This is a genomic window from Flavobacterium aquatile LMG 4008 = ATCC 11947 (assembly GCF_000757385.1).
Taxonomy (GTDB): Bacteria; Bacteroidota; Bacteroidia; order Flavobacteriales; family Flavobacteriaceae; genus Flavobacterium; species Flavobacterium aquatile.
The window spans coordinates 169,496-195,396 of the sequence record NZ_JRHH01000006.1; the positions used below are offsets into that span (position 1 = coordinate 169,496).

Sequence of the window (25,901 nt, forward strand, 5' to 3'; positions counted from 1 at the left end):
GATTATGTACAGATTACTTTATATCGATGAAGATCAAGAACAAATTGAAAACTTCTTGAATTATATTGATGACACTAATAGTAACAATATTTTTGAAGTTATCACACAATTGCCTTTAGGTGATAAAGAAGAAATGATTGATAAAATAATTAAAATCAATCCAGATGTAATTGTTTGTGATTTTTTGCTCAATGAAAATATTGGTGCTTTAGGTTATAATGTTCCTTATAATGGTGTAGAACTGGTTGAAGATTTTCTTTCTATTAGAAATAAGTTTCCATGTTTTGTATTAACAGCAAAAGATCAAGATGCAGTTAGTGACAGTGAAGATGTAAATTTAGTTTACACAAAAAGTCTTATGACTACTGAAATTGAAGATACAAAAGCAAAAGTTAAATTTACAGATAGACTTGTTAAACAGATTGAACATTACAAATCAAGAATTGAAAGTGCTCAAAGTGAATTAGCTGAATTAATTGAAGTAAGGAAAAACGGAAATGCAGATTTTGATATTGAACGAAGAATTATTGAACTTGATGATTTTTTAGAAAGATCAATTGATGCACAAAACATAATACCATCTGAATTCAAATCGTTTTCTAATTCAGAAAAATTAGATAGTATGCTTGGTAAGGTAGATGAACTTCTTAAAAAGTTGGATGAAGATGGCGGCAATTAGATTTAGAGAACTTACACCAGCGAGAACTTGTACAAAAACTTATGCAAGTTATAGAAGTTTTAAAAAATATTTAGCCGAAGATTTTAATTCAAAATGTGGATATACAGATTGTAGAGATTTTTGGTTTGGTGGAAAAAACACTTTTCATATCGACCATTTTAAACCATTTTCAAAGAATCCAGCATTAGAAACTGATTACAGCAATTTAGTTTATTGTTGCTCTTATGTAAATATTTTAAAATCTGATGATGAAGGACATTATTTAGACCCATGTAATATTGATTTTAATGTGCATTTTGAAAGAGATACTGATGGTTCAATTGTTGCAAAGCCTACTTCTAAGGAAGCAAATTATATGTTTGGTAAATTAAAATTAGGTCTTGCTAGATATAGAATAATATGGAAACTTGATGAAATTCTTAATAGACTAGAAAAATTACGAGTTGCAATTCATAATCCCGAAAACATTAAAATAAAAAATGATTTAAGAATAATTCATAGTGAATTAGCAGAGGAATTTACTATCTATCTTAGTTATTTAAAAACAAATCAATAATTGATGAAACAACAAGTCTTAAAATTTTTAAAATCATACTCTACTCTTCCATTAGAAGTAGACAGACTTATTGTTTCCACTTTTATAAAAGTTAATAATTTAAGAATTGATAATAATATTTTTTTAAAGCAATATCAAATTTCAGAGGATAATACAATTGAGTATTCCAACCTAAATAATTTTGTATCAATAGTTAATGAAGAAATTTTACAATTTGAACTTGAAGATTTAATTGAGCTTTTTGAATTTGTCATTTCTCCATCTGATAGAATTGTAAATGGTGCAATTTATACACCTTCTGAAATTCGTTCATATATTATTTCACAAACTTTCCGAAAAGTAGGTAATCAACTTATAGATGCTAAAATTGCAGATATTTCATGTGGTTGTAGTGGTTTTTTATATAGTGCTGCAAAAGAGATTAAAAGACGAACGGGCAATAATTATCAATATATTTTTGAAAATCAAATTTTCGGACTTGATATTCAAGAATATTCTATAACTCGTAGTAAAATATTATTGTGCTTATTAGCATTGTCTGAGGGCGAAGATGTTGAAGAGTTTCATTTTAATTTATACGAAGGCGATGCGTTAACTTTTAAATGGCAGGACATATATAATGATTTTCAGGGATTTCAAGCCATATTGGGAAATCCTCCTTATGTGTGTGCAAGAAATTTAGAAGATGCAGTAAAGGTAAATCTACAAAATTGGTCTGTAAGTAATTCAGGAAACCAAGATCTTTATATTCCTTTCTTTCAAATCGGTTATGAAAACCTTGCTGAAAATGGAATACTAGGTTACATTACAATGAATTCTTTTTTCAAAAGTCTAAATGGTAGAGCACTAAGAAGGTATTTTGAAGATAAAAGAGCTGCAATTAGAATTATTGATTTTGGGACACTTCAGATATTTAAATCTAAAAGTACTTACACATGTATTTGCTTTATAGAAAACACTGAGCAAAATTTTGTTGAATACTATAAGTCTGTCGCTAAAGAGTTACCTTATAATAGAAATTTATATAATAGAGTAAATTATCGAAATTTAGATGCAAAAAAAGGTTGGAATCTAAATGATAATGAAGTTATATCTCGAATAGAATCTATAGGAACTCCTTTTGGGGAGCTTTATAAAACAAGACATGGTATTGCTACATTAAGAAATGATCTTTATATTTTTAAGCCAGTTGCTGAAGATGATGACTTCTTTTATTTACAAAATGGAAATTTATATCCTATTGAAAAAGGAATTTGCAAGGATATTCTAAACTCAAACAAGCTAAGTAGAAGTATTGATTTTGATAATGTAAGAGAGAAAGTATTATTTCCATATAATAATGAAAACAAACCAAAAGCTTTAGAAGAAGAGTTTTTAAAAGATGTCTTTCCAGAAGCATACAAGTATCTAACGAAAAAAAAGCTAGAACTAGCTAAGAGAGATAAAGGAAAAGGGAAATATGAAAAATGGTTTTCTTTTGGTAGAACCCAATCTTTGGAAAAAGTTGAAAACAAATTATTTTTTCCTAAGTTTTCTGACCAAACACCAAAATATCTTATTAGTAATGATATTGATTTATTGTTTTATAACGGTCAAGCAATTATTGGCCATTCAGAAGAAGAAATGTTAATAGTTAAAAAAATACTGGAGTCAAGATTATTTTGGTATTATATAAAAACGACAAGTAAACCATATTCATCAAGTTATTATTCTTTAAATGGTAATTATATCAACAATTTTGGTATCTGCGATTTTACAAATAATGAAATTGATTTTATACTTAATGAAAATAACAAAGAAGTTCTTGATACTTTCTTTGAAGAAAGATATAATATCAGACTTTAATTTCCGACATCTATGAGCAATAAATATGATTTTTATATCGACGAAAGTTGTCATTTAGAACATGACGATATTCCGGTAATGTGTATCGGTTACATCAAAGTACCAATGGTAGATTATGTTGAATTACAAAAAGAGTTCAATCAAATACTTGCAAAGCACAATCAAAAGTCAGAACTTAAATGGAATAAATTTTCAAATGCAAGAACCGAATTATACAAAGAATTAGTAGATTATTTTTTTAGTTCATCGCTCCAGTTTCGTTGTATTTTAGTCAAATACAAAGAGCGCTTAAATCATATAGATTTCAATCAAGGTTCTCACGACAATTTCTATTATAAAATGACCTATTATTTGTTGCATCCTAATAATAGTAATGGCGATGAATACAGAGTTTTTATTGATGTTCAAAATACTCGTGGTAGAGAAAAATTAAAAAAAATCAATGAAGTATTTGATACCGAGTACAACGGCAAAAGCCCATTCAAACAATTCCAGCATTTACATTCTCACGATAATAATTTCTTTCAATTAGCCGATTTTTTTATTGGAGCTATTACTTACAAAACAAGAGTAGTAATGAATAACATTGTAAATCCAACTCAAAACAGGATGGATTTCATTAAATATTTAGAAACTAAATCTGGTTTTAATCTCGAAGAAGGAACAGAACCTTGGGAAACAAAGTTCAATATTTTTGATCACCAACCTAAAATAAAGCTATAATGGATTTATTAGACTTGGACGATCACATACCCTATTTAGGAATTAACCCATCAGCTGCGCATTTACAAGAACTGTATCAAGTATTCAAAGCCGATTTTATTGATACCGTTTTTTATTTTGATGGTTGCAGAGTAAAAATAGATGTAGCAAATTCAAAGGAAGAAGGTTTCGAAACTTATCCGCACACTTTTGTAAAAATAATTACAAGAGGAGATAAAGGGAAAAGAGTTTTTGATAAAAAAAGAGCCAACAAAATTCATTGGATAAAACCAATATTAGAAAATAAAGATACTGAAGATGTAATTTGTTTTCAGTTTTTAGAAGCAGATGGTAAAATCAGAGATTACTTTTGGTTCAAAGAAGGAAACTTTTTAGTGGTAATGGAAAAAATCACTCCTGATTATATGATTATTTCATGTTTTCACATTGACGATGCTAGAAATCAAAAATATTATGAAGACAAATATACAAAGAGGGTAAAATAAAAAAAGCCACAGGCTACGGTGCTGTGGCGTGCGCTTTCGCGAACCAGGTCCTTTTCCCTAGGGAAATGACTTTGCAAATATACAACTCTTGTACCAAAAAACAAATTTTCTATCAAAAAACGTATATTCGACCAATTTCAGGTAATGCTTTCATAAATATTTATAACAAAAAATATACCACAAAAAATGCTTAATCAACTCATTATCTCATTCATCTGCACAAAAAACGTCTTTAGTCCAAGTATTCCTAAAGCCAATTCTTTGTTTGCTTCATTTCGCTAATTACATTCACTTTTAATCAGAAAGAAATTCCTGCAAATTTATAAATCATATCGTTATAATCTAAAAATGAAATTTCAATACTTACTCGTTAATTATAAAAAATGAAAAAAATTAATCCTTTGATAAACCATCATTTACTAATTGGAATTTTTATCAGTTTTTGGTTTTTCATTTTCGCTTATTTTATCAAACCATTTGATGATGGAACAATAAGTTCAAAACAGTGGATTCTTATAAGTGTTGGATTTAGTCTTATTGCATTTCTATGTTATGGCTTAATTGCCGTAATTCAAAAAAGGGTTTATAAAAAAGTATTAAAATGGAATATTGGTTTTGAAATAATTACCCTTTTACTTTTCCATTTCCTTTTTTTAGTAATGACTTATTCATATTATAAAAGTCCTATTCTAAATGGAGGATTTGGCTTTTTGGAATTTATACAAGTAATTATTCTTAAATCTGCTTTGATTTCAACTCCAATTATAGTTTTAGCAAGGATATATTCTGTAAAGTTAATTCCAATACAAGACGAAAATATTGTTATTAGAGGAGAAAATAAGCTAGACATTTTAAAAATAAGAAAAAATGACTTAGTCTGCGTTTCTAATTCACAGAATTATGTGGAAATTTTCTTTTTAGAAGAAAATCAATTAAAAGCAAAATTAATTCGCAGTACGCTTAAAAAAATCCAAAAAGATTTTGATTTTTTAGTTCAAATCCATCGCTCCCATTTAATAAATCCAACTCATTTTAAAGCTTGGAAAAATCAAGAAACCATTTTTCTGACTCAAATTGAATTACCAGTTTCTAAAAATTATAAAGAACAATTATTGTCTTTATAATTTTCATACCTAAAATAGCATATTTCATACCTAATCACTATTCACGGTAGAAATCATATCTTCATAACCTTATTTTTGCAACATAATTAAAATAATAAATTTATGAAAAAAATGAGATTTAGGAAATTGCTATACGTTGTTATGGCATTATTAAGCATTTCTATTTGTGTGTTTTTGTGGTCGGATAATGAATTAAATAAGGTTTTAGGTAAATCAACAAAAGTTATTGATATTTCTTCAATTGTTAAACCAACCGAAATAATTCAAATAAAAAACGCAAATATACTTTCAGAAGATTGTAGCCACTTCATTAAAAATCAAGATGTAATTATTAAAAATGGTAAAATAATTCGTTTAGGAGAAAATCAACTTGTCGAAAATAATGCTGTTACAATTGATGGAACAAATAAATATTTAATTCCAGGTCTTATTGATTCTCACGTTCATTTAAAAGAAAGCAAAAATGATTTATTTTTATATTTAGTTAATGGAGTAACTTCTATTAGAGAAATGGCTGGAAGACCAATTACTTTAGAATGGAGAAAATCAATTCAAAAAAATGGATTTGGACCACGAATGTTTATCGCTTCTCCACCAATATTTAGTGAAAGTGGAATAATGGGATATTACTATCAATGGACTAGACAATCAATCAATTATTCAACGAAAGGCGATGCAGAAAAAAAGATAGAAAAGATAAAAGAACAAGGTTATGATGCGGTAAAAATGTACGGTTTTGTTAATCCCGAAATGTTTAAAACCACAATAGACATTTCCAAAAAATATAATATTCCTGTTATTGGGCATATTCCTTTAGTTAATTTAGATGCGTTTTATACTTCGGGTCAAAAAGAAATTGCTCACGTTGAAGAAATAACCGTGAAAAATATGGATGATTTTGGAAAATCAATTTCTAAAAACCCAAAAGAATATATAAATTTCTTAAAAGCACATTCAAACCAAATTGCAAAAAAATTAAAAGAAAACAATATTTGTGTAACTTCTACTATTTCGCTAATTGAAAGCTTTCCTAAACAAAGATTTGATCTAAAATCTGAACTTAAAAAAATAGAACTAAAATATGCCAATCCTAAAATTATTGAAGGAACGCCAATTTACAAATTAGGTTGGTTACCAAGTAAAAATGGGTATGAATATGATGGAGAAGATAATCCAGATGCAAGAAAATTATCAGCTCTTTTTTGGAAAACTTATGTAGAAGCAATTCATATTATGACAAAAGCGTTGGTTGACAATAAAGTTACGATTATGGCTGGAACAGATGCCAATGTATCAACAATGGTTCCCGGATTTTCTCTTCATGATGAGTTACAATCATTAACAAAATCAGGAATAACAAACTCACAAGCACTTTATTCAGCAACTGTTGAACCAAGTAATTGGATGAAAAGAAATTCTGGAAAAATTAAAATCGGTTATAATTCAGATTTAGTGTTACTTTCAAAAAATCCATTAGAGGATATTAAAAACACAAAAACAATAGAAAATGTTTTCTTTGGTAAAAATATGATTGATAAAGTTCAAATTGCAACAATACTAAAAGCAATTGAAGAAACTAATAATGAAAATAGATCTATAAAAATTAACGAATATATTAATTGAAAAGGTTCTATCTTTTTCAATTCACTTATTTCACTTCTAACAACAATAAATTTTTATTCGGTGGTAAAAGTACGTTTTACATTTTTTAATCAATTAATTATTGTTTTGCAATAATTAATTATATATTTGCAGAAATAAATCAAAATTTCATGCAAATGAAAAACGTAAAAATAATTTCTACAATCTTATTCTACATCACAAGAGTAGTTGCCATTTTATATTTGTTAACCACTTTATATTCATTGGTTTCATTACTAACTGAATGGAGTTATTTCACAAAAGACAATGGAAAGTATTTTACAATTTGCTTTCCCTATACAGAAACGCATTTTTTAGTCGGAGAAAATAATTGGGGTTATAAATTGTTTAATTTCTTAATTCCTATTGGCTTTTATGGAATTTTCTTTTTGCTAGTCAGTAATGTGTTCAATGTTTTTAAACAACCTAAATTATTTACAAAATATGGTGTAAATCAATTGAGATGGTTTTACTTGGCTAATTTAACTTTGCCTTGGTTAACCATTTTATTAGCTTCTATTTTTGCTGGTAAAATTGAAGAAGGATTAGAATGGGTTGCGGTAATTCATTTTTTCTTAGGAGTTTTTGCTTATTTTTTAGCTGCCATTTTCAAACAAGGATTACAATTGCAAAACGAACAAGACTTATTTATTTAATTATGCCAATAGTTGTAAACATAGATGTAATGCTTGCCAAACGCAAAATGCAAAGCAAAGAATTGGCAGAGATTTTGGAAATCACTCCAGCAAATTTATCCATTTTAAAAACGGGTAAAGCCAAGGGTATTCGTTGGGATACACTAGAAGCTATTTGTGAAGCATTAAATTGCCAACCTGGAGATATTATCGAGTACGTAAAAGAGTAATAAAAAAACATAACCATTATGACGACCCTAGCAAAATACACAATTATTTTATTTGGAATATTTTTTATTTCAGTAGGCTTATTGATGCTTCTAAACCCGAAAAAAGCAAGAGCAATTTTAAGAAAAGCGGGAAGTACAAATTTTATAAATTATGCTGAAATTACTATAAGAATGATTCCTGCAGCAGCTTTAGTTATATATTCCAGTCTATCTAAATTTCCAGAGATATTCAAATGGGTTGGTTCGTTTATGATTTTTACTTCATTGGTATTATATTTTGTCCCAAAGCAACTTCATCATAATTTTTCAAATAAAGCTGCCGATATTTTAAAACCAATTTATTTTCAATTTATTTCTCCTTTTGCATTTGCAATTGGTGTTGCCATCATATACAGTGTAACTTAAAACCCGGAGTTTAGAGTAATACGTAAAAAAAATAATTCAAACACATAGTAATCAAATATCTCAACTACTTAATTGTAGCTGACAGGAATTTTCTTGTCAAAATTTTAAAATAATAATCATCAAAATCAACAAAAAATGAACAGTTTATCAATCAAGAATCTCACAAAAACGTATGCCAATGGAGTACAAGCGTTGAGTAACATTTCGTTAGAAATCAATAATGGAATGTTTGGGTTACTAGGTCCAAATGGAGCAGGAAAATCATCATTAATGCGAACTATTGTTGGCTTGCAAACAGCCGATTCGGGAGAAATTCTACTAAATGGCACCAATATTTTAGAAAATCCAATGTTTATCAAAGAGCAATTAGGTTTTCTTCCTCAAGATTTTGGCGTTTATCCTAAAATTTCGGCTTATGAATTATTGAATCATATTGCAATACTAAAAGGTGTTTCCAACAAAACAGCACGTAAAGAACAAATCGAGTCTTTACTAGAAAAAGTGAACCTATCTTCTCAAAAAAATAAAGAAGTACATACTTTTTCGGGGGGAATGCGTCAGCGCTTTGGTGTGGCACAAGCGCTTTTGGGCAATCCAAAAATCATAATTGTTGATGAGCCAACTGCAGGTTTAGATCCAGAAGAACGCAATCGTTTTAATGGATTGCTTTCGGAAATTGGATCGGAACGCATTGTAATTCTTTCTACACATTTGGTGGAAGATGTTAGAAATCTTTGTTCACAAATGGCAATTATGCAAAACGGAAAAGTATTGCTACAAGGAAACCCGAATGATTTTGTGACGGAACTAAAAGGCAAAATTTGGCAAAAACAAATCTCAAAAGAAGCATTAGAAAAATACAAATCAAATTTTTATGTTATTGCTTCGCATTATGTAGGTGGAAAATTGAATATTCAAGTATTTTCAGAAGAAATTTTACCCGATTTTGAAGCCATACAACCAAGTTTGGAAGAAGTGTATTTCAAAACTCTAAATCAGATATAAATATGAAAACACTAATTTTATTTGATTTAAAATCGTACTGTAAAAACTGGCGATTTCTACTTTTGGTTGTAACTTTATTTGTTTTTGGAATATTTGGTGGGAATGCTGCTCGTTTTACATTAAATGAAAACTTGGCATTTAATTCACCGTATCAAGTGGCATTTATTACAGCGTTTTTGAGTTTAACCAGCATTTTTTTTGCTACTCTTTTTTCAGCACAATTGGCATTAAAGGAAATAGATTTCAATTTGAATCTTATTTATTTTTCGTTGCCTATTTCCAAAAAACAATTTCTTTGGAGCCGATTTACTTCCATTTTTATATTGAGTTTTGGATTTACATTATTGCTCACAATTAGCTTTTTTATAGGTAGAAATTTTGATTCCAACGGAATGAAAAATGTTGATTTTAACTTCTTTTTTTACCTAATTCCGATACTAATTTTCACTGCCATAAATACATTTTTTGTAGTAACAATTACCACATCAATAGGTTGGTTTTCCAAAAGCAAATTGTTCATTTATGTTAGCGGTTTATTGCTTTATGTGCTTTACATGGTAAGTATGTTATTTTCAAGCTCGCCTTTTATGGCAAATCAATTACCACAATCAAAACAAGCACAGATTATTTCAGCCATTTTTGATCCCTTTGGGTTGTCGGCTTATTTCTATCAAACTGCACATTTGACCATTGAACAACGTAATACGGATTTATTATTTCCAAACGGAATTTTATTAGCCAACAGAATAGGAATTCTGCTATTTTCAATTTTAGTGTTGATTTTGGCTACCAAACGATTTTCAATTATTAAAAAAGTAAAATCTATCAAAGTAAAATCGGTTCCAAATGAAGTTTCATCGCTACCTTTTGCATTTGTTACTACCGAAAAATCAAACAAAGTCAAATTGCAATCGTTTTTTTCTTTTACAAAAATGAATTGGATCTATGTTGTAAAAAGCATTCCATTTATAGTAATCGTTTTGAGTTTACTCTTTGCAGTCGGAATGGAAATGTATGCAGAAATTGAAAAAGGTATTCGATTACCACAAAAATACGCATCGTCTGGATTGATGATTTCTACCATTATTCAAAATTTTTATGTGTTGGGCGCATTAATTTTGGTTTTCTATGGCAATGATTTGTATTGGAGAAGCAAAAATGCCAACTTTCATTATATTGAAGAAAGCACGCCAAATTTTTCGATTAAATTCTGGTCCATTTGGCTCACATTAATTATATTGAGTTTTGTTTTTACAACTGTTTTAATATTAGAAGGCATTGCATTTCAATTTCTTTACAACTATCCAAATATCGAATGGAATGTATATACAAAATCCTTTTTGTTTACAACATTTCCTTTAATTCTAATAGGTGGATTTACTTTAATCTTTCAAAAAATCATCAAAAATAAATATTTCGCCTTAGCCATTTCGGGAATATTTGTTTTACTGATGACCACTTCTTTAGGAAAATCGATTATAAAATATCCATTGCTTAAATTTTTACACACCATTTCTTTTGATTATAGCGATATGAATGGTTTTGGAAGCTATGAAAATGCTTTTATACAACGATTATTTTTCGGTTTTGTACTCGTCTTTTTTCTATTATATTTTATTCATCAAAGTAAAAAGTCAGTTGCTAAAATTTCATTTTGGTTGATTGCAATTTTTAGCCTTGGTTTACTTTCATTTCTAGGAAAAAACTCTGTTTCAGGTTATGTTTCAAAAGATAAAAACCAAGAGGAATTAGCTCAAGTTAATTACGAAAAACAATTCCGAAATTTTCAGAACAAATCGCAACCAACCATAACTAAAGTAACCACACGAGTGGATTTATTTCCATCCGAAAATGCATATTCAATTAAAGGAAATTATGTTTTAGAAAACAAAACCCAACAACCAATTACTGAAATTTTATTTAATTTTTCAGATTATTTTGAAATTAAAAAAGCGGTTTTACATACTGAAAATGGAGCTATTTCAATCACAAATCAATATCAAATTATTCGATTAAAAAAAGTACTACTTCCCTATCAAAAAATCAGTTTCGATTTTGAATTATACTATCAATGGAAACCTGTAAACGGACATCAATCGTTTAATGCTATTGTAGAAAACGGAAGTTTTATGCGTATTAGTCGCTATTTTCCTCAAATTGGTTATAATGTTTCTAACGAAATTGAAAACGAGAAAATTAGAAAACAATATCAATTAGGAAAACGAACAGAAATTACACGTTTAGAAGCACCAAAAGTTTTAAATGACGATTTCATTTCGTTGGATATGATCGTTTCAACCGAAGCCAGTCAAACCGTAATTGGTATAGGCGAATTATCCAAACAATGGAAAGAAAAAAACCGCAATGTGTTTCAGTTTCAAGCCGATGCTATTCCCTTTCGGTTTGCTATTTCTTCGGCAAATTATGCAGTAAAAAAAGAACGATACAAAGGTAAAAGTTTTGAAGTATATTATCATCCTACACACAGTGAAAACGTCGCTCATTTAATCAAAAACGCAAAAATTACGATGGATTATTGCGAAAGTAATTTTGGGAAGTATCCATTTAAAACCATTCGTTTTGCGGAAATATCGGGCTTTACAAAAGGATTTAATGCAACTGCTTATCCAGCCACCATTTATATGAACGAAAATATGTCGTTTCATTGTAATATTTCGGCAGACAAACAACAAGATGTAATTAATGAATTGGCTGGTCACGAATTAGCGCATTTATGGTGGGGAAATTCTCAAATTGATCCTGACGAACGTGAAGGCGATGTCATGCTTACAGAAACATTGGCGATGTACACCGAAATGATGCTACTTAAAAAAATGTATGGAAAACAAAAAGCAGCAGAAAGTATTGCGATGCACCAAGATATTTTTGAAAGCGAAAAAGGTTTTTCAGGCGATGCACCACTTATAAAAGCAACTGGCGACTTAACTCATGTTGCCTATTCAAAAGGTGCTGTGGCTATGTACAAACTGAGTGAACTACTTGGCGAAGAAAAGGTGAATTTGGCACTTCGAAATTTTCTAAACAAACATAAATATCCAAATCCGAAACCTATTTCTACTGATTTTTTAGAAGAAGTTTATAGAGTTGCAGATAAAAAACAGCATAAGGAGATTGATATTTTGTTTAAAAAGTAAAAATTCACGATTAGAATCCTCAATTAAAAACAGTTGTGGATTTTTTCATTTCAAAAGCATTGATTTTATTGGTGTCTTAAAAAAATATTTTAAATTTTTAATACTTTTCAATATAATTTTATTGATTTTCAATAAATATTTATTATTTTTGTCTTGTTAAACTTTTAAATTTAAAAATTATGATTAATGTAAACAAACTCGTATTTATAATTCTACATGTTATCTCATGGCTAATTTTTGTTGGTTTATCCATAGAAGCTGGTGGCTTGATAGTCAATTTTATATTTAGTGTTTTTAAACCAGAAATGGTGGGTAATCTTTATCAAAAACTTGATCTGAGTAAATTGCATCAGCAAAGTGAAATGGTTTTTTATGGGATGTATGCTTTTGTACTATTTATATCAATTTTAAAAGCAATACTTTTTTATGTGGTAATACAATTGCAATTCAAGTTAGATTTAACCAAACCATTTAGCAGATTTGTATCAAATAAAATTTCTCAAATTAGCCATTACACTTTTTCAATAGGAATATTGAGCCATGTAGCACGACAAATTGCTAATAGTTTGCAAATTCAAGGTTATGAAATTGATAAACTAAGTCAGTTTTGGGTAGATAGTTCTGCATTTATAACAATGGCAGCTATTATTTATATTATTTCTGTTATTTTCAAAAAAGGAATTGAGTTACAAGAAGAAAACGAACTAACAATATAAGTTATGGCAATAATTGTAAACCTCGATGTGATGATGGCAAAACGAAAAATGTCATTAAACGAACTTTCCGAAAAAGTAGATTTAACATTATCTAATCTTTCTATACTAAAAACTGGAAAAGCAAAAGCTATAAGATTTAGTACATTAGAAGCCATTTGTAAAGCTTTAGATTGCCAGCCAGGCGATATTTTAGAATTTAAAAATTAAGAAAAAAATAATCTAAAAAAAATAATCATGAAAACTTTGAAACTAAAATTAGTTGCAATTTCTTTAATTGCGACAGTGACCACTTTTGCTTATAACATAAGTATTGAAAACAGGAATATTTTACATAAAAATGTAATTGTATTAGAAGAAGATATTCATAATGCAATTGTGAAAAATAATATTGCTTTTGTAAAGAAATACATTTCATCTAAAAAGGATTTAAACCTGAAAGATCCTTTTGGAGGTTCTTCACCATTAATAACTGCTACTCTTTTTGGAAGAACCGAAATTGCAAAACTATTAATTAATGCTGGTGCCAAAATTAATGTTCAAAACAATGAAGGCTCAACAGCTTTAATTACTGCGGCATTTTTTTGCAGAACCGAAATTGTAAAGATACTTTTGAAAAAAGGTGCCGATAAAACCATTAAGAATTTATATGGAAACAACGCCTATCAATCTGTTTCTAGTCCATTTTCAGAAGTAAAAGGTGTGTATGAAATGATGGAAAAAATGTTAGCTCCAATGGGTTTAAAACTAGATTATAAACATCTTGAAAAAACAAGACCTATAATCGCAAAAATGCTAGAATAACTTTCTTATGAATTCAAACAGACACTTTTATGTAGATTGGCTTCGGGTAATTGCCGTTTTTCTATTAATACTTTACCATACAGCTATAGTTTTTCAACCTTGGGGTACAATGATAGGCTTTATAACCAATGAAGAAAAATGGACTGGTTTATGGTTGCCTATGCAAATGCTAAATATTTGGAGAATTCCGTTGCTGTTTTTTGTTTCTGGAATGGGTGTTTGTTTTTCAATTCAAACTAAAAACTGGAAAGAATTTATTACAGAAAGAACATTAAGAATATTGCTACCTTTTCTTTTTGGATATTTTGTTTTAGTACCATTTCAATCATTAATTTGGCTAAATATATACAAAATACCTTTTGTTTACTTACCAAATTCAGGACATTTATGGTTTTTAGGAAATTTGTTTGTTTATGTTTTGTTGTTTTCATTTCCATTCATTTATCTAAAAAATAATTTCAAATCAAAATTAGCAATCACTTTAAAAAAAATCTTAAGCAATCCTATATCTATACTTTTAGTAATGTTTTGTTTTGTGATAGAAGCACTAATAGTAAAACCATTCCCATTTGAAATGTATGCAACTACATTACACGGTTTTGTTTTAGGAATGCTGGCATTTTTGTTCGGATTTTGCTTTGCATATACTGGAGATAATTTTTTTCTAATGAAATGGAAATGGCTAACGCTTTTTTTAGCCTTTGGATTATATACTAGTCGCATACTACAAAACTTAAATAGTGCACCCAACTATTTATTAGCCATTGAATCAGCGTTTTGGATAATTACAATTTTAGCCTTTACAAATCAATATTTGAATCGTTCTTCAAATTTCTTAAATTATATGAATAAAGCAGTTTATCCTATTTATATGATTCACATCATTGTTTTGTTTGCAATTTCTAAGATACTATTACCATTACAAATGAATGTACAATTAAAATTTATATTACTATTACTTTTTACAGGTTTTGGCAGTTGGCTACTATATCAATTTATAATCAAACGAATAAAACTTATTAGGCCATTATTTGGGTTAAAACAAAGTTCAATTTAAGAAAAAATTACAACTGTAACAAAATCAATCGGTTATCGTCTCACTTAATGAAACAATAAAAATGAAAAAAACAATTCTTGAAGACATCAAAATAAATATCAAAGTTAAACTCGCCTCTTTATGGACATCTGTAACATTTCTCTACATCTATGGCGATTATTTTGAGTTATATGTTCCTACAAAAGTAAGTGGAATAATTAATGGAAACAGTATGCTTGATACTCCAATAAAATTATTTTTAGCATCATTATTATTAGCAATTCCTTCTCTGATGATTTGTTTTTCGATTCTATTAAAACCACAACTAAACAAATGGCTAAACATAGTATTTGGTTTGTTTTTTACAGCCATAATGTTGCTAATTGCAGCGACTTCATTTTCAGAATGGAGAGTTTTTTATGTTTTTTACGCCATTTTAGAAAGTATGCTTACGGCAATCATTGTTTGGACTGCTTATAATTGGACTAAACAAATTAATTAATCTAATAAATTAAACCTTAAACCAAAACACGAAAATGACATCAAATAAAAAAACAGCTCGAATTGCAGGATTACTCTATTTAGGAGTAGTAGTAACAGGAATTTTTAGTTTGGCTTATGTACCTTCTAAATTAATTGTTTGGGACAATCCAACCGAAACATTTAATAACATAAAAGCCTCTGAAACGCTTTTCAGATTCGGAATTGTAGGTGGTTTATCCTGTTATACATTCTTTCTGTTTTTAGTGCTTCAACTTTACAAATTATTAAAATCTGTAAACAAAAATTATGCAAAATTGATGATTTTGTTAGCCATTATTAGTGTTCCAATTTACTTTTTGAATATTCATAATCAGTTTAATGTGTTATCATTTATTACAGAGAATAGTTTTGATTTGTCTTTGGAGGAAACAAAATCTCAAATAATGCTAAATCTTGATCAATATGATAATGGAATGCGAATAGTTCATATATTTTCTGGATTATGGCTTTTGCCTTTTGGATATTTGGTTTATAAATCGAGTTTTTTACCTAAGTTTTTCGGGATTTTGTTAATGATGGGTTGCTTTGGGTATTTAATAAATTTTTTAGGAAATACTTTGGTTTCAGATTATTCTACTCTTGGAATTTCAAAATACATTAGCATACCAGCCACATTTGGAGAAATAGGAATATGCTTGTGGTTATTAATCATGGGCGCAAAAGAAAATCATCAATCAAAATCAATCTCATGAAAAAAATATTTTTAGCATTTTGCTTTCTAATTACCAATTTATCTATTGCACAGAATTCTAATGATGAAAATTATATCATTCAAGATAGTGTTTCTATACCGACAAAAAGTGGCATTCCAATTTCAGCAATTGTGGTCCGTAAAAAAACAAACACACAACCTTTGCCCGTTATTCTTTTTTATACAACCTATTATCAAGGAAAAGGAGATGCAATTTTGGGCAAAAGGTCTGCTGATAAAGATTATGTTGGTGTTGTGGCTTATGCACGTGGAATTCGTGCCAATTTAAAAGATTATGTTCCTTATGAACATGAAGGAACTGATATTTATGACATTATCGATTGGATAAGTAAACAGCCATGGAGCAATGGAAAAGTAGGAATGTTAAGCGGTAGTTATACTGGTTTTTCGCAATGGGCAACGGCAAAAAACATACATCCAGCATTAAAAACTATTGTGCCGCAAGTAGCAGTAATGCCAGGTTTTGACACGCCAATGGAAAACAACGTTCAGTCAAATTTGAATTTATATTGGCCTCACGATAATATTTACAAAAAAGAACCTATACGAAGAAGTTTACCTTTTGAATGGTTTGATAATGGTATTGCTTTTGGTAAAATGGATAGTTTGGCAGGTTACAAAAGTGAGATTTTTAAAAAATGGTTGCAACATCCTAGTTACGATAAGTATTGGCAATCGTTAGTGCCAACTCCAGAAGAATATGCAAAAATTAATATTCCAGTTCTTTCAACTACTGGATATTATGATGGTTCACAAATTTCGGCATTGCAGTATTTCAAATTACATACAAAATACAACAAAAACGCCAATCATTATTTTGTAATTGGTCCTTACGATCATTGGGGTGGACAACGAAAAGCAGCACCCAATTTAATGGGTTACACTATTGATGAAGTGGCAAATATAAATATGGGAGATATTGCCTATCAATGGCTCGATTATATTTTGAAAGATGGTAAAAAACCCGATTTATTGAAAGATAAAATCAATTATCAAGTAATGGGAGCCAATGAATGGAAACACGTACCGTCATTAGCCAAAATGAATAATCGAAATTTAAAATTCTATTTAAATAGTGAAATACTTGATGAAGAAAAACCTAAAAAGAAATCATTTTCAACTCAAATAATAGATTTTAAAGACCGAAAAAATCAAAATAATTTTTACACACCTACTATTGTGTTTGATACTCTTGATGTAAGTGGAGGATTGGTTTTTTCTACAAAAATATTTGAAAAAGAGTTTACAATAAATGGCTCTTTTATAGGAAATTTAAAGCTTAAAATCAATAAAAAAGATATGGATATTTCTATAGCATTGTATGAATTAATGCCAAATGGTAAATACTTTTTTCTTACGAGATATGTTGGTCGAGCTAGCTATGCAAAAAACAATGAAAAGCGACAATTGTTGAAGCCAAACAAATTTCAAACTATTACTTTTGAAAACACCAGATTGGTTAGTAAAAAAATTAGTAAAGGAAGTAAATTAGTTATTTTGCTAAATACTAATAAACATCCATTTGAAATTATAAATTATGGTTCGGGTAAAAACGTGGTTGACGAAACCATAAAAGATGCCGGTGAACCTATGCAAATAAAATGGTATAATGATAGTTTTATAAGTATTCCTGTTTGGAAAGAGTAATCAGAACCCTAAATGAATTACAATACAATTGAACCCAATAAAAATCTATCAGACTTCATAAAATGTTATTGGACATTAGAAGCTGAAAAGGAGACTAATCCAGAAAAGCAACGCATTGTTCCAGATGGTTGCATGGAAATGATTTTTCACTATGGCGATTTTTACAAACAATACTTAGTAGATGGAAGTTTTATTATTCAACCGAAATGTTTTGTTTTTGGACAAATCACCCAGCCTTTAGACATTGAACCCACTGGAAAAACAGGAATATTCGCCATCCGTTTTTTACCCAATGGCTTTGTTCCGTTTACCGATTTCCCTATTCATAAAATGGAAAACAAAGCGGTTCCGTTAATTGAATTATTTGGAGAAGAAGCAAGTAAATTAGAAAAAGAAGTTCTAAAAGCAGCTTCAAATGAAGAACGAGTTAAAATTGTTGAAGCTTTTTTTACCGATTTAATTTCAGATTCGAAAGTTATTGATAGAATAACAAAATCGAGTGTTGCATTGATTTTAGAATTAAAAGGTCAATTAACTGTAGAAGAATTGTCAGAAAATTTAAGCACCAACAAACGACAATTAGAGCGAAAATTCGCATCAGTGATTGGTGTTAGTCCAAAGCAACTTTCTAAAATGATACGCATACAATCGGTTTTGAAATCGTTACTAGAAAACAAATATTCCAATTTAACAGATGTAGCTTATGAAAACAACTTTTATGATCAAGCTCATTTTATAAAAGAGTTTAAAGAATTTACTGGTGTAAGTCCTAAAGATTTTTATTCGGAAAATTTAAAATTGTCGCATTTGTTTTCGGAGAAAGTATAGAGTGTCGCATTTTTACAATTTTACACGAAATAAAAAAATCAATTTTGTAAAATATTTTTAAATTTATTCAAAAGAAAACAATAATTGGCTTTATCACATTACTTACCTTATTTTCTTTTACACAAAAATGTAACCTCAACGAATTTAGGTTACTGGAGGGCACTTGGAAAATGGAAAACAAAGAAAATTACGAAACTTGGAAAATAAAAAACGAAAATGAATTAGAAGGTAGTTCATATAAAATGAAAGCCGATAAAAAAATAGTGTCCGAATTTTTATCGATTAAAAAAATTGAAGGTAAAGTTATTTATACCGCTCAAGTTGTAAATCAAAACGATGGAAAACCAATTGAATTTGTTTTGAACAAAGAAGTTAAAAATAAAATCTCATTTGAAAACTTAACACACGATTTTCCTAAAAAAATTCAATACACCAAGCTTGATGAAACCACACTTTTTGTAGAAGTTTTAGGCGAAAACGATAAAGGGTTTTCTTATAAAATGATGAAACAAAAATAAAACTATAAATTAATTTATAGTCAATCCTCAATTGCAAACAGTTGAGGATTTTTTGTGTGGTAAAAAACTAAATATTTATTAGTTTATAAGAGGAATCTTGGCATTCCAATTTACACTCCTTTGCCAACGCTCCAAAAAAATTACTGGCACAGTTTTTAGAAAAAACACGTATGCTTCGCAACTTGCGCCAGTAATTTTTTCTCCCAAGCTGTGTTACATAATTGAGTATTATAATTCATCACAAAGCGAGTTTATTGTTTTTTGGTTTTTGCAATGAAGTTATAATATCATTTATGTAAAACAGCCGCACCTGCCAACGCGCTTGCCAGTGGCTCCAGGACAACATTTTTTGCAGCTCCCATCGCATCACCCAGCTACAAAAAAACACCGTCCTTCGCCACTGTCTTTAACAACGTTATCATTCCATCGGAAACTTTACGGTTGTACTTGCTTTTAAGAACGTTTTCGGTAACTGTTTTTAGCAACTTTATCCATAAATAGGTACTGTTTGCATTGCTTTTGTAAGTAGAAAAATTGCTTTTAAAGTATAGTGGATTTGCCTATGGTAAAAGCCATTTTTCTACCCACAAAACCAAAAATCCCAGCAAGAGTATCTTTTTTTATTTGCCAGAAACACTATATAAATTGCTTTTCCATCGTCTTGATACCTAGCGGTTTCATAGGATTACTCACTTTATTATTCAAATTAGTCTTTCAATAGGTAGATTTGGCATCAAGCCGATAGTAAAATCAATCAGAAACATCTCGGTAAGCAAATAAAAAAAGACACACTTGCTTTGAACTGCTGCCAACGCACTAGGTAAGTATTTGCATTGTTTTTTTGAAGATGCTTCCCATTTTCATAACAACATCAATTTAAACAATTTTCCAAATAACCTTTAGGCATCCTCAAAAAATCAAACGGTAAGAAAGAGTATGAAATTTTAATGGCCACATAAAAACGTTGCTATTGTTTTGAATTTTATGCAGCCATTAAAATTTCATACCCTTTCTGGAGAACATCATCTACTTCATCAACATTTTTAAATCAGTCTTCAGTAGAAACTTCTCGGATTAGAAGAAAATAAAAAAATAATAAATAAAAGAAAGTAAAGGTAAGTTCCGGTTTCAAGAAAAAAAAGTTCAAGCCCTGTGGGTTTTAGAAAAAATCTCCACCCATAACGTTTCGCAACAACATTCTCTTCCGATTTCACTTCTTCATTTCCGATGATGTATCGGGTAGTATTTTTTCTAAAAAACTTTTTTTTCTTGAAACCTCCACTTGATGGACGACTTTCTTTTTTTTCTTTTTTTTTCTTTTAAAAATTTTATGTGTGGCTTGTGGTAACGAGGCACATCATCTTAAAAAACCGAAAGTATGCCCAATTTCATCATCAAAACACACCGAAAAGACACATTATACGCCAAACCTCATTTATTCATACTTAACAAAGGAATGAACAGCGGAAAGCCACAAAAATTGCCATTTACTAACAGCTTTGTGGTTATTTTTCAAAACGAAACAGATTGCGAAAGTATTTATTTTGTCGCTTACAGCTTATGGCAAACCAAGTTTTGGCATCAGTTCCTTTGCGGTTCAGTAATTCCATTTTTACGCCTTCCAGACTTCAAAAACGAATTTAATCCAAAAGCTAGCTTAATGATGCAAGAACACGAAGAGCATCAGAAAAATGTTGCGACACTCAAACTTTTAGAGCAAAAAGAAAAGCAATTTCACGAAAACATAAACCTCATAAACGACTTACGCAGAAGCATTTTATACAGGTATTGCAGAAAATAATAATTAATCTAATCAGCTAATATGAAACTATTTATTTTGTACCAAACCGACAATTGGAAGTCCAAAGCATCAAGAGTATGTTTTGGCATTTTCGACACAAGAGCCAAAGCCATTGACAGCGCAAAATGGCAAGAATTATACAATCATAATTCCGAAGTTGTGGTTTTAGAAGTAACACTAAATCTATTTGAAGAAATCTAAAACTAAAAAAGCCCAATCCTTACGGTTTGGGCTTCATTATTGTCTAATCCAAAGGTCACCACAACTAGAATTAGACTATTTTTTGTGCTTCTTTATGAAAAATTTGAGTGCCAAAGATATTGAAAAACTGACAATTGCACCAACAGATGCTAATATTACAGTCTTTAAGACATCAGCAGAGTGTAAATTTGGTACAATACTCAAAAATGTACCGCCAGCGGTACCCATCAGTGTATTATTATTTACTTGCATTACTCTTTTCTTGTGTTGTAGTTAATTGGCTAACTGCTGAAACAACACCGCCAGCCACAGCCAAATAACCTCCAATTGTGGTAACCACAACTGGTAAAGCAATTGGTGCAGCTAAAATAGTTCCGCCAACAGCAGCTAATGCCAAACCAACATTTCGAAGCACTTTGAAAAATTTTGGAGTTGGAGCTTTCGCTCTTTTTATTACATTCATAATCTATGAATTTAAGATTTAACAATCAATTCTATACTTTCTTTTCTGTCCAAAGCTTTGTAAACCAAACTTTTTAATTTGTCAAAAGCTTTTCGTGACATCAGACCTAAACCTGGTCCTGAAATTTTTGTTACAGGAGCAATACAACCATTTAATTCTTTCAAAGCATTATTTGCAGGATGAAACAAAATCAAACTTCTATTTTGTACATCCAAAACCTCTAAATGCCATTGAAATTTTTGACTGTATCGTTTTCTAATAAAATATTTCCCTTCCGGAATGCAGGAAACTTTCGTTTCGTTTATCTTCCAAGGCAATTCAATTGTATTACATATTAATTTGCCATCGCATTCGAGTTTTCCGTTCGTTCCTTCGGGGAAATAAATTCTAGTTATTGAAATAACCATTACACACCACTATCAACTTTTGCAATCGATAATGGGTTAAAAGCACCATTTTTCAATGGGTACATTGTACCATTGATTTGCTGATAAAACTCTACTCCCAAAGCCAAAAACAAAGGTTTTGTACTCGCTGGAGTTACCGCATTAACTTGACTGATTACAGCAGTTGGAGTTGCGTCCCATGGTAGAATTGCAGTTTCTGACGTAGCAACAACATACGTTTCAGCTTCAAAGTCAATTTCAGCACCGCCAGAAATAATTTTAAAGTGAGTAGTTCCACTTGGTGCAGCAATCATATTCGATGGAATAAATGATGCCAAATCCACAGTAATTTCTCCAGCCACTCGATCAATTGCTCCAACAAATGGAGCATACAAGCTCGTTCCAAGCTTTCCACGAATATTGAATTCAAAACCAAACAACAATTCAGCTTCGCCATCAATAACGTTTCTCAAACCTCTCTCACTTACTAAATCGGCTTGAATAACTTTTACCATCGCTTGAGTTAAGCGACTAACCATTCTACCATCGGCAGAATTGATTAAAAGCGGACGTAAAGCCGTTCTCAAAATTTTACCAGCTTTTCCTGCTCGACCAAACTCCGAACCATTTTCTCGCGTTCTCTGAAACGCTGGATCACTTGCAATTCTACTAGCGTCAATTCCGCCTTTTTCTCTTGCCAAGTGTCCGTCTTGGGTTTTATAAAAAGTAATATCTCCGATAGTACCTTTTAATTTAATTATGCCTTTCTGTCTTGCCATAATTTCTAAAATTTAGATTAAACTTTACTCTAAATCATCTTTCCGTTGCAACATCTTCCGATTGATTTCGAAACAAATTTTAGCCAATAAAACAGAAAAAAAAAGAGTGAGCAGTTCCATATGTCGCAAAGCGACACAAATGGCTTAAATCGACATAAATGCCTATCAGAAAGCACATAAAACAGTATTAAATTGCAGAAGCAAATAATTTTTTAAAAAATCCTACTTTTGTATAATCTTAAATATTATTTGATAGTACGTTTAAGGTAGTCAAAGCCTAGTCAAAGGCATAGATAATGTATGAAATTTGAAAAACAGAGGGTGTGCATCTATCCGAAAGACATACAGCGCATAACAGGAAAGAGTTATCGCCAAAGTACCAGATTAATGCAAAAAGTGAAAACTGACCTCAACAAGCTCGAAAATGAGTTTCTAACTATCGAAGAGTTTTGTTCATATGCAGGATTAAAATATGAACAAGTAGCTCATTTAATTTTTGGTTAAAATGCGGATAAAATCCCAACTTCATTTTAAACCATTTCGGGTAAATTTGTTATTAAATAACTAGTTCATTTTTTAGTCTTGATGCTTTAGTATTCAGATTATTATGCTTATATTTGACTACTTTGAATTAAAGATAATTGTATCCTAATAAAGAGGTGTCAGTCGAGGTGTCACTTAAATAAAATACTTTGCGAAGTATTGGTTTTATTGGTGGCTTTTATAGCAGACAAATCCCTCTTTCTCCGCTGAAAAAAATCCTAAATGGTATCAAAACCTCGAAAATCCTATGATTTTCGGGGTTTTTTGCTTTTACCGACATACCAAATTATTCATCGAATCTTATCTCATGCGAGATAAAATCGAGACCCTAAAAAAATATTAAAAATTAGGGTCTCGCTAAATTCTCTCAACCCTTTCAAACATTGGGTTTATTTACGTGTTCAATAACTTGTTCACTCAGTAAACATCTTGTTTGATTTGAATTAGGAATTTAACTTGAAGAATAATTAATCAGTCAAAAAAATGAAAGCAAAAGTTACATTGCATTTTTATGCAAAATCCACAAAAGCAAATACTATTGGACAATTTCCAATTTATATAAGACTTACCGTAAATGGGAATCGATTAGAATTTAGTACAAAGAAATTTGTTGATTCTAACAGATGGTCGGCAGATTTAGCCAAAATGAAAGGCACTACAGAAGAAGCTCGTTCAATCAATAGTTATCTTGATTTGATGAAATCTAAAGTATTGGATATTCAAATGGAACTAATCCATAAAAACCAAGAGGTAAATATTGAGAACTTTAAAAGTAAACTTTTTGGGTTGGAGGAAAAACAACGTATGCTCGTCCCTATCTTTCAAGACCACAACAATAAAATTAAAGAGTTAGTAGGTAAAGAATATGCTTCGGGAACTTTAGAACGTTATACTACTTCATTGAAACATACTATTGAATTCCTAGAATGGAAATACAAAGTATCTGATATAGATATTACAAAAATAAACCACGCCTTTATTAGCGATTATGAATTCTATTTAAGAAGTGTTAGAAATTGCGCTAATAATACTGCCGTTAAATACATCAAGAATTTTAATAAAATAATCAAGATATGTTTGGCTAATGATTGGCTTGATAAAAACCCATTTGCAAATTATAAATCTAAAGTTAGAGAAGTAGAACGTACTTATTTATCTGAGGAAGAAATTCAAAGTATCATTGAAAAAGATTTTAAAACAGAAAGATTGTCTCTAGTGCGTGATATATTCCTCTTTAGCTGTTTTACGGGTCTAGCATACATTGATGTAAAAAACTTAACAAAATCCCATATAAGTATTGGAATTGATGGCGAGAAGTGGATTTTTACACATCGCCAAAAAACAGAGAGTGCTTCAAAAATTCCAATCTTACCAGTTACGCAAATGATAATCGATAAGTACGAAAATCATCCTCAATGTATTGGCGATGATAAATTGCTTCCTATTCTATCCAATCAAAAGATGAATGCATATTTAAAGGAAATTGCTGGAATTTGCAAGATTGATAAAGAACTTACTTTTCATATTGCCCGACATACTTTTGCAACTACTGTAACTCTTACTAATGGAGTTCCGATTGAAAGTGTAAGCAAAATGTTAGGACATAAAAGTTTGAGAACGACACAACATTATGCTAAAGTTTTGGATAAAAAAGTTGGTGAGGATATGATGGTTTTAAAAAACAAGTTTACTTTATTAAACACCAAAACAGAACAAGTAAAATCAAGTTAAATTATCTACTTAATATATTTCTAAAAACAAACATATTACAAAAAAATCAATGAATATTCACAATAGTTTTTTTTCAAAAATAAATAGTATTATCTATTGAGTTATTTCTATTAGAATTGACTGACTCTTTTCAGCAGTTAACATATTTTTTAAATTATCGTTATCCAAAAATTAAATATAAATTATAGTTAATTAAATGAAATTATAGCAACAAAAAAATAATAAACGACATCTGAATGTGTTGTCCTAAAAAAGGTCGACTCGTTATCAATTCAAAATAGTTTTAGAAACTTTTTTATTTAATTTTTTATATAATAAATTCACCTTTTTCAAGGATAACTTGATTACCCCATTTTGTAATTGCTTCCAAAATTGGAACAAAGCTTTTACCAAAATCAGTTAATGAATAAATTACTTTAATCGGCGGTTTTTCTCCATAAACTTTTCTTGAAATTAACCCATCTTTTTCTAATTGCTTTAATTGCAAACTTAGTGTCATCTCTGTAGCACTCGGGATTTCTTTTCGTAATTCACTATATCTTTTTTGCTCATTTTTTAAATGGTAAAGTATTACAGCTTTCCATTTTCCACCGACTAAGTCCATTGTAAGACTAACGGAACAAGGATAGCTTTTTCCATTTAGTTTTACATAGTTACCTACACATTCTTTCTTCATCTTTTTAAAACTATCCTTTTTGATAGTTATTGCAAAC

Annotated in this window: 28 protein-coding genes; 24 read left to right on the forward strand and 4 right to left on the reverse strand. The window is 29.8% G+C overall.

The features are described 5' to 3' along the window. Positions 1-4 precede the first annotated feature (4 nt). From LG45_RS15305 to LG45_RS15415, 23 genes are all read left to right on the forward strand, one after another. Complete coding sequence (locus tag LG45_RS15305) at positions 5-679, forward strand: hypothetical protein (RefSeq protein ID WP_035128810.1); 675 nt, start codon at positions 5-7, stop codon at positions 677-679. Next, the gene (locus LG45_RS16200) at positions 666-1,235 is read left to right on the forward strand and encodes an HNH endonuclease family protein (protein ID WP_052087626.1); all 570 of its coding nucleotides are present in this window, start codon (positions 666-668) and stop codon (positions 1,233-1,235) included. The genes LG45_RS15305 and LG45_RS16200 overlap by 14 nt, the downstream gene beginning before the upstream one ends. Before the next feature lie 3 nt (positions 1,236-1,238). Beyond that, a complete protein-coding gene (locus LG45_RS15315; RefSeq protein WP_035128813.1) occupies positions 1,239-3,080 on the forward strand; it encodes an HsdM family class I SAM-dependent methyltransferase in 1,842 nt (613 codons plus the stop codon). Positions 3,081-3,092: 12 nt separating this feature from the next. Then, the gene (locus tag LG45_RS15320) at positions 3,093-3,803 is read left to right on the forward strand and encodes a DUF3800 domain-containing protein (protein WP_035128816.1); all 711 of its coding nucleotides are present in this window, start codon (positions 3,093-3,095) and stop codon (positions 3,801-3,803) included. Continuing rightward, a complete protein-coding gene (locus tag LG45_RS15325; RefSeq protein ID WP_035128820.1) occupies positions 3,803-4,288 on the forward strand; it encodes a hypothetical protein in 486 nt (161 codons plus the stop codon). Before LG45_RS15320 ends, LG45_RS15325 begins: the two co-directional genes overlap by 1 nt. 383 nt (positions 4,289-4,671) lie before the next feature. Beyond that, on the forward strand, positions 4,672-5,412 hold the full coding sequence (locus LG45_RS15330; RefSeq protein ID WP_035128823.1) for a LytTR family DNA-binding domain-containing protein: 741 nt from the start codon (positions 4,672-4,674) through the stop codon (positions 5,410-5,412). A gap of 102 nt (positions 5,413-5,514) precedes the next feature. Further along, positions 5,515-7,035: an amidohydrolase family protein gene (locus LG45_RS15335; RefSeq protein ID WP_052087627.1), complete on the forward strand. Its 1,521-nt coding sequence runs from the start codon at positions 5,515-5,517 to the stop codon at positions 7,033-7,035. Between the two features lie 155 nt (positions 7,036-7,190). Then, positions 7,191-7,709 carry a DUF2975 domain-containing protein gene (locus tag LG45_RS15340; protein WP_035129177.1) on the forward strand — a complete coding sequence of 173 codons (519 nt, stop codon included), beginning with the start codon at positions 7,191-7,193 and terminating at the stop codon, positions 7,707-7,709. A 2-nt stretch (positions 7,710-7,711) separates the two neighbouring features. After that, positions 7,712-7,918: a helix-turn-helix domain-containing protein gene (locus LG45_RS15345; RefSeq protein WP_035128826.1), complete on the forward strand. Its 207-nt coding sequence runs from the start codon at positions 7,712-7,714 to the stop codon at positions 7,916-7,918. 18 nt (positions 7,919-7,936) lie between these two features. After that, positions 7,937-8,323, forward strand: coding sequence for a hypothetical protein (locus LG45_RS15350; RefSeq protein ID WP_035128829.1), 387 nt, complete (start codon positions 7,937-7,939; stop codon positions 8,321-8,323). Positions 8,324-8,458: 135 nt separating this feature from the next. Beyond that, positions 8,459-9,328: an ABC transporter ATP-binding protein gene (locus tag LG45_RS15355; RefSeq protein ID WP_035128832.1), complete on the forward strand. Its 870-nt coding sequence runs from the start codon at positions 8,459-8,461 to the stop codon at positions 9,326-9,328. Positions 9,329-9,330: 2 nt separating this feature from the next. Next, on the forward strand, positions 9,331-12,483 hold the full coding sequence (locus tag LG45_RS15360; RefSeq protein WP_035128835.1) for a M1 family aminopeptidase: 3,153 nt from the start codon (positions 9,331-9,333) through the stop codon (positions 12,481-12,483). 179 nt (positions 12,484-12,662) lie between these two features. After that, complete coding sequence (locus tag LG45_RS15365; RefSeq protein ID WP_035128838.1) at positions 12,663-13,199, forward strand: DUF2975 domain-containing protein; 537 nt, start codon at positions 12,663-12,665, stop codon at positions 13,197-13,199. A gap of 3 nt (positions 13,200-13,202) precedes the next feature. Beyond that, on the forward strand, positions 13,203-13,406 hold the full coding sequence (locus LG45_RS15370) for a helix-turn-helix domain-containing protein (RefSeq protein WP_035128841.1): 204 nt from the start codon (positions 13,203-13,205) through the stop codon (positions 13,404-13,406). A gap of 27 nt (positions 13,407-13,433) precedes the next feature. Continuing rightward, entirely contained in the window at positions 13,434-14,000 is a 567-nt protein-coding gene (locus LG45_RS15375; protein ID WP_035128843.1) for an ankyrin repeat domain-containing protein, read from the forward strand. 7 nt (positions 14,001-14,007) lie between these two features. Beyond that, complete coding sequence (locus tag LG45_RS15380) at positions 14,008-15,057, forward strand: acyltransferase family protein (protein WP_035128846.1); 1,050 nt, start codon at positions 14,008-14,010, stop codon at positions 15,055-15,057. 61 nt (positions 15,058-15,118) lie between these two features. Continuing rightward, the gene (locus LG45_RS15385; protein WP_035128849.1) at positions 15,119-15,538 is read left to right on the forward strand and encodes a DUF6326 family protein; all 420 of its coding nucleotides are present in this window, start codon (positions 15,119-15,121) and stop codon (positions 15,536-15,538) included. Positions 15,539-15,572: 34 nt separating this feature from the next. After that, the gene (locus tag LG45_RS15390; protein WP_035128851.1) at positions 15,573-16,271 is read left to right on the forward strand and encodes a DUF4386 domain-containing protein; all 699 of its coding nucleotides are present in this window, start codon (positions 15,573-15,575) and stop codon (positions 16,269-16,271) included. After that, on the forward strand, positions 16,268-17,938 hold the full coding sequence (locus tag LG45_RS15395; RefSeq protein ID WP_035129179.1) for a CocE/NonD family hydrolase: 1,671 nt from the start codon (positions 16,268-16,270) through the stop codon (positions 17,936-17,938). The genes LG45_RS15390 and LG45_RS15395 overlap by 4 nt, the downstream gene beginning before the upstream one ends. A gap of 12 nt (positions 17,939-17,950) precedes the next feature. Continuing rightward, on the forward strand, positions 17,951-18,766 hold the full coding sequence (locus LG45_RS15400) for a helix-turn-helix transcriptional regulator (RefSeq protein WP_035128854.1): 816 nt from the start codon (positions 17,951-17,953) through the stop codon (positions 18,764-18,766). A gap of 152 nt (positions 18,767-18,918) precedes the next feature. Continuing rightward, on the forward strand, positions 18,919-19,284 hold the full coding sequence (locus LG45_RS15405) for a DUF6265 family protein (RefSeq protein ID WP_255318236.1): 366 nt from the start codon (positions 18,919-18,921) through the stop codon (positions 19,282-19,284). 1,378 nt (positions 19,285-20,662) lie between these two features. Continuing rightward, positions 20,663-21,085 carry a DUF6943 family protein gene (locus LG45_RS15410; protein ID WP_035128857.1) on the forward strand — a complete coding sequence of 141 codons (423 nt, stop codon included), beginning with the start codon at positions 20,663-20,665 and terminating at the stop codon, positions 21,083-21,085. A gap of 21 nt (positions 21,086-21,106) precedes the next feature. Beyond that, on the forward strand, positions 21,107-21,286 hold the full coding sequence (locus LG45_RS15415) for a hypothetical protein (protein WP_035128859.1): 180 nt from the start codon (positions 21,107-21,109) through the stop codon (positions 21,284-21,286). Positions 21,287-21,524: 238 nt separating this feature from the next. Here the strand turns inward: LG45_RS15415 and LG45_RS15420 are convergent, their stop codons facing one another. The 3 genes from LG45_RS15420 to LG45_RS15430 are packed head-to-tail and all read right to left on the reverse strand — an operon-like array spanning position 21,525 to position 22,914. Then, the gene (locus LG45_RS15420) at positions 21,525-21,749 is read right to left on the reverse strand and encodes a hypothetical protein (RefSeq protein ID WP_035128862.1); all 225 of its coding nucleotides are present in this window, start codon (positions 21,747-21,749) and stop codon (positions 21,525-21,527) included. A gap of 11 nt (positions 21,750-21,760) precedes the next feature. After that, complete coding sequence (locus LG45_RS15425; protein ID WP_035128865.1) at positions 21,761-22,156, reverse strand: DUF5675 family protein; 396 nt, start codon at positions 22,154-22,156, stop codon at positions 21,761-21,763. After that, a complete protein-coding gene (locus LG45_RS15430) occupies positions 22,156-22,914 on the reverse strand; it encodes a hypothetical protein (protein ID WP_035128868.1) in 759 nt (252 codons plus the stop codon). The genes LG45_RS15425 and LG45_RS15430 overlap by 1 nt, the downstream gene beginning before the upstream one ends. 1,026 nt (positions 22,915-23,940) lie before the next feature. On the opposite strand from LG45_RS15430, the gene LG45_RS15440 reads away from it, so the two are divergent. Then, positions 23,941-25,188, forward strand: coding sequence for a site-specific integrase (locus LG45_RS15440; RefSeq protein WP_035128874.1), 1,248 nt, complete (start codon positions 23,941-23,943; stop codon positions 25,186-25,188). Between the two features lie 307 nt (positions 25,189-25,495). Here the strand turns inward: LG45_RS15440 and LG45_RS15445 are convergent, their stop codons facing one another. Continuing rightward, positions 25,496-25,864: a winged helix-turn-helix transcriptional regulator gene (locus tag LG45_RS15445; protein WP_035128877.1), complete on the reverse strand. Its 369-nt coding sequence runs from the start codon at positions 25,862-25,864 to the stop codon at positions 25,496-25,498. Positions 25,865-25,901 lie beyond the last annotated feature (37 nt).

Coding starts and splice junctions, on each gene's coding strand:
- LG45_RS15370 (WP_035128841.1), top strand. CDS start 13,203: ATGGCAATAATTGTAAACCTCGATGTGATGATGGCAAAACGAAAAATG.
- LG45_RS15335 (WP_052087627.1), top strand. CDS start 5,515: ATGAAAAAAATGAGATTTAGGAAATTGCTATACGTTGTTATGGCATTA.
- LG45_RS15390 (WP_035128851.1), top strand. CDS start 15,573: ATGACATCAAATAAAAAAACAGCTCGAATTGCAGGATTACTCTATTTA.
- LG45_RS15340 (WP_035129177.1), top strand. CDS start 7,191: ATGAAAAACGTAAAAATAATTTCTACAATCTTATTCTACATCACAAGA.
- LG45_RS15430 (WP_035128868.1), bottom strand. CDS start 22,914: ATGGCAAGACAGAAAGGCATAATTAAATTAAAAGGTACTATCGGAGAT.
- LG45_RS15445 (WP_035128877.1), bottom strand. CDS start 25,864: ATGAAGAAAGAATGTGTAGGTAACTATGTAAAACTAAATGGAAAAAGC.
- LG45_RS15350 (WP_035128829.1), top strand. CDS start 7,937: ATGACGACCCTAGCAAAATACACAATTATTTTATTTGGAATATTTTTT.
- LG45_RS15395 (WP_035129179.1), top strand. CDS start 16,268: ATGAAAAAAATATTTTTAGCATTTTGCTTTCTAATTACCAATTTATCT.
- LG45_RS15420 (WP_035128862.1), bottom strand. CDS start 21,749: ATGAATGTAATAAAAAGAGCGAAAGCTCCAACTCCAAAATTTTTCAAA.
- LG45_RS15360 (WP_035128835.1), top strand. CDS start 9,331: ATGAAAACACTAATTTTATTTGATTTAAAATCGTACTGTAAAAACTGG.
- LG45_RS15315 (WP_035128813.1), top strand. CDS start 1,239: ATGAAACAACAAGTCTTAAAATTTTTAAAATCATACTCTACTCTTCCA.
- LG45_RS15440 (WP_035128874.1), top strand. CDS start 23,941: ATGAAAGCAAAAGTTACATTGCATTTTTATGCAAAATCCACAAAAGCA.
- LG45_RS15365 (WP_035128838.1), top strand. CDS start 12,663: ATGATTAATGTAAACAAACTCGTATTTATAATTCTACATGTTATCTCA.
- LG45_RS15385 (WP_035128849.1), top strand. CDS start 15,119: ATGAAAAAAACAATTCTTGAAGACATCAAAATAAATATCAAAGTTAAA.
- LG45_RS15325 (WP_035128820.1), top strand. CDS start 3,803: ATGGATTTATTAGACTTGGACGATCACATACCCTATTTAGGAATTAAC.
- LG45_RS15400 (WP_035128854.1), top strand. CDS start 17,951: ATGAATTACAATACAATTGAACCCAATAAAAATCTATCAGACTTCATA.
- LG45_RS15345 (WP_035128826.1), top strand. CDS start 7,712: ATGCCAATAGTTGTAAACATAGATGTAATGCTTGCCAAACGCAAAATG.
- LG45_RS15415 (WP_035128859.1), top strand. CDS start 21,107: ATGAAACTATTTATTTTGTACCAAACCGACAATTGGAAGTCCAAAGCA.
- LG45_RS15305 (WP_035128810.1), top strand. CDS start 5: ATGTACAGATTACTTTATATCGATGAAGATCAAGAACAAATTGAAAAC.
- LG45_RS15410 (WP_035128857.1), top strand. CDS start 20,663: ATGCCCAATTTCATCATCAAAACACACCGAAAAGACACATTATACGCC.
- LG45_RS15330 (WP_035128823.1), top strand. CDS start 4,672: ATGAAAAAAATTAATCCTTTGATAAACCATCATTTACTAATTGGAATT.
- LG45_RS15380 (WP_035128846.1), top strand. CDS start 14,008: ATGAATTCAAACAGACACTTTTATGTAGATTGGCTTCGGGTAATTGCC.
- LG45_RS15375 (WP_035128843.1), top strand. CDS start 13,434: ATGAAAACTTTGAAACTAAAATTAGTTGCAATTTCTTTAATTGCGACA.
- LG45_RS15425 (WP_035128865.1), bottom strand. CDS start 22,156: ATGGTTATTTCAATAACTAGAATTTATTTCCCCGAAGGAACGAACGGA.
- LG45_RS15355 (WP_035128832.1), top strand. CDS start 8,459: ATGAACAGTTTATCAATCAAGAATCTCACAAAAACGTATGCCAATGGA.
- LG45_RS16200 (WP_052087626.1), top strand. CDS start 666: ATGGCGGCAATTAGATTTAGAGAACTTACACCAGCGAGAACTTGTACA.
- LG45_RS15320 (WP_035128816.1), top strand. CDS start 3,093: ATGAGCAATAAATATGATTTTTATATCGACGAAAGTTGTCATTTAGAA.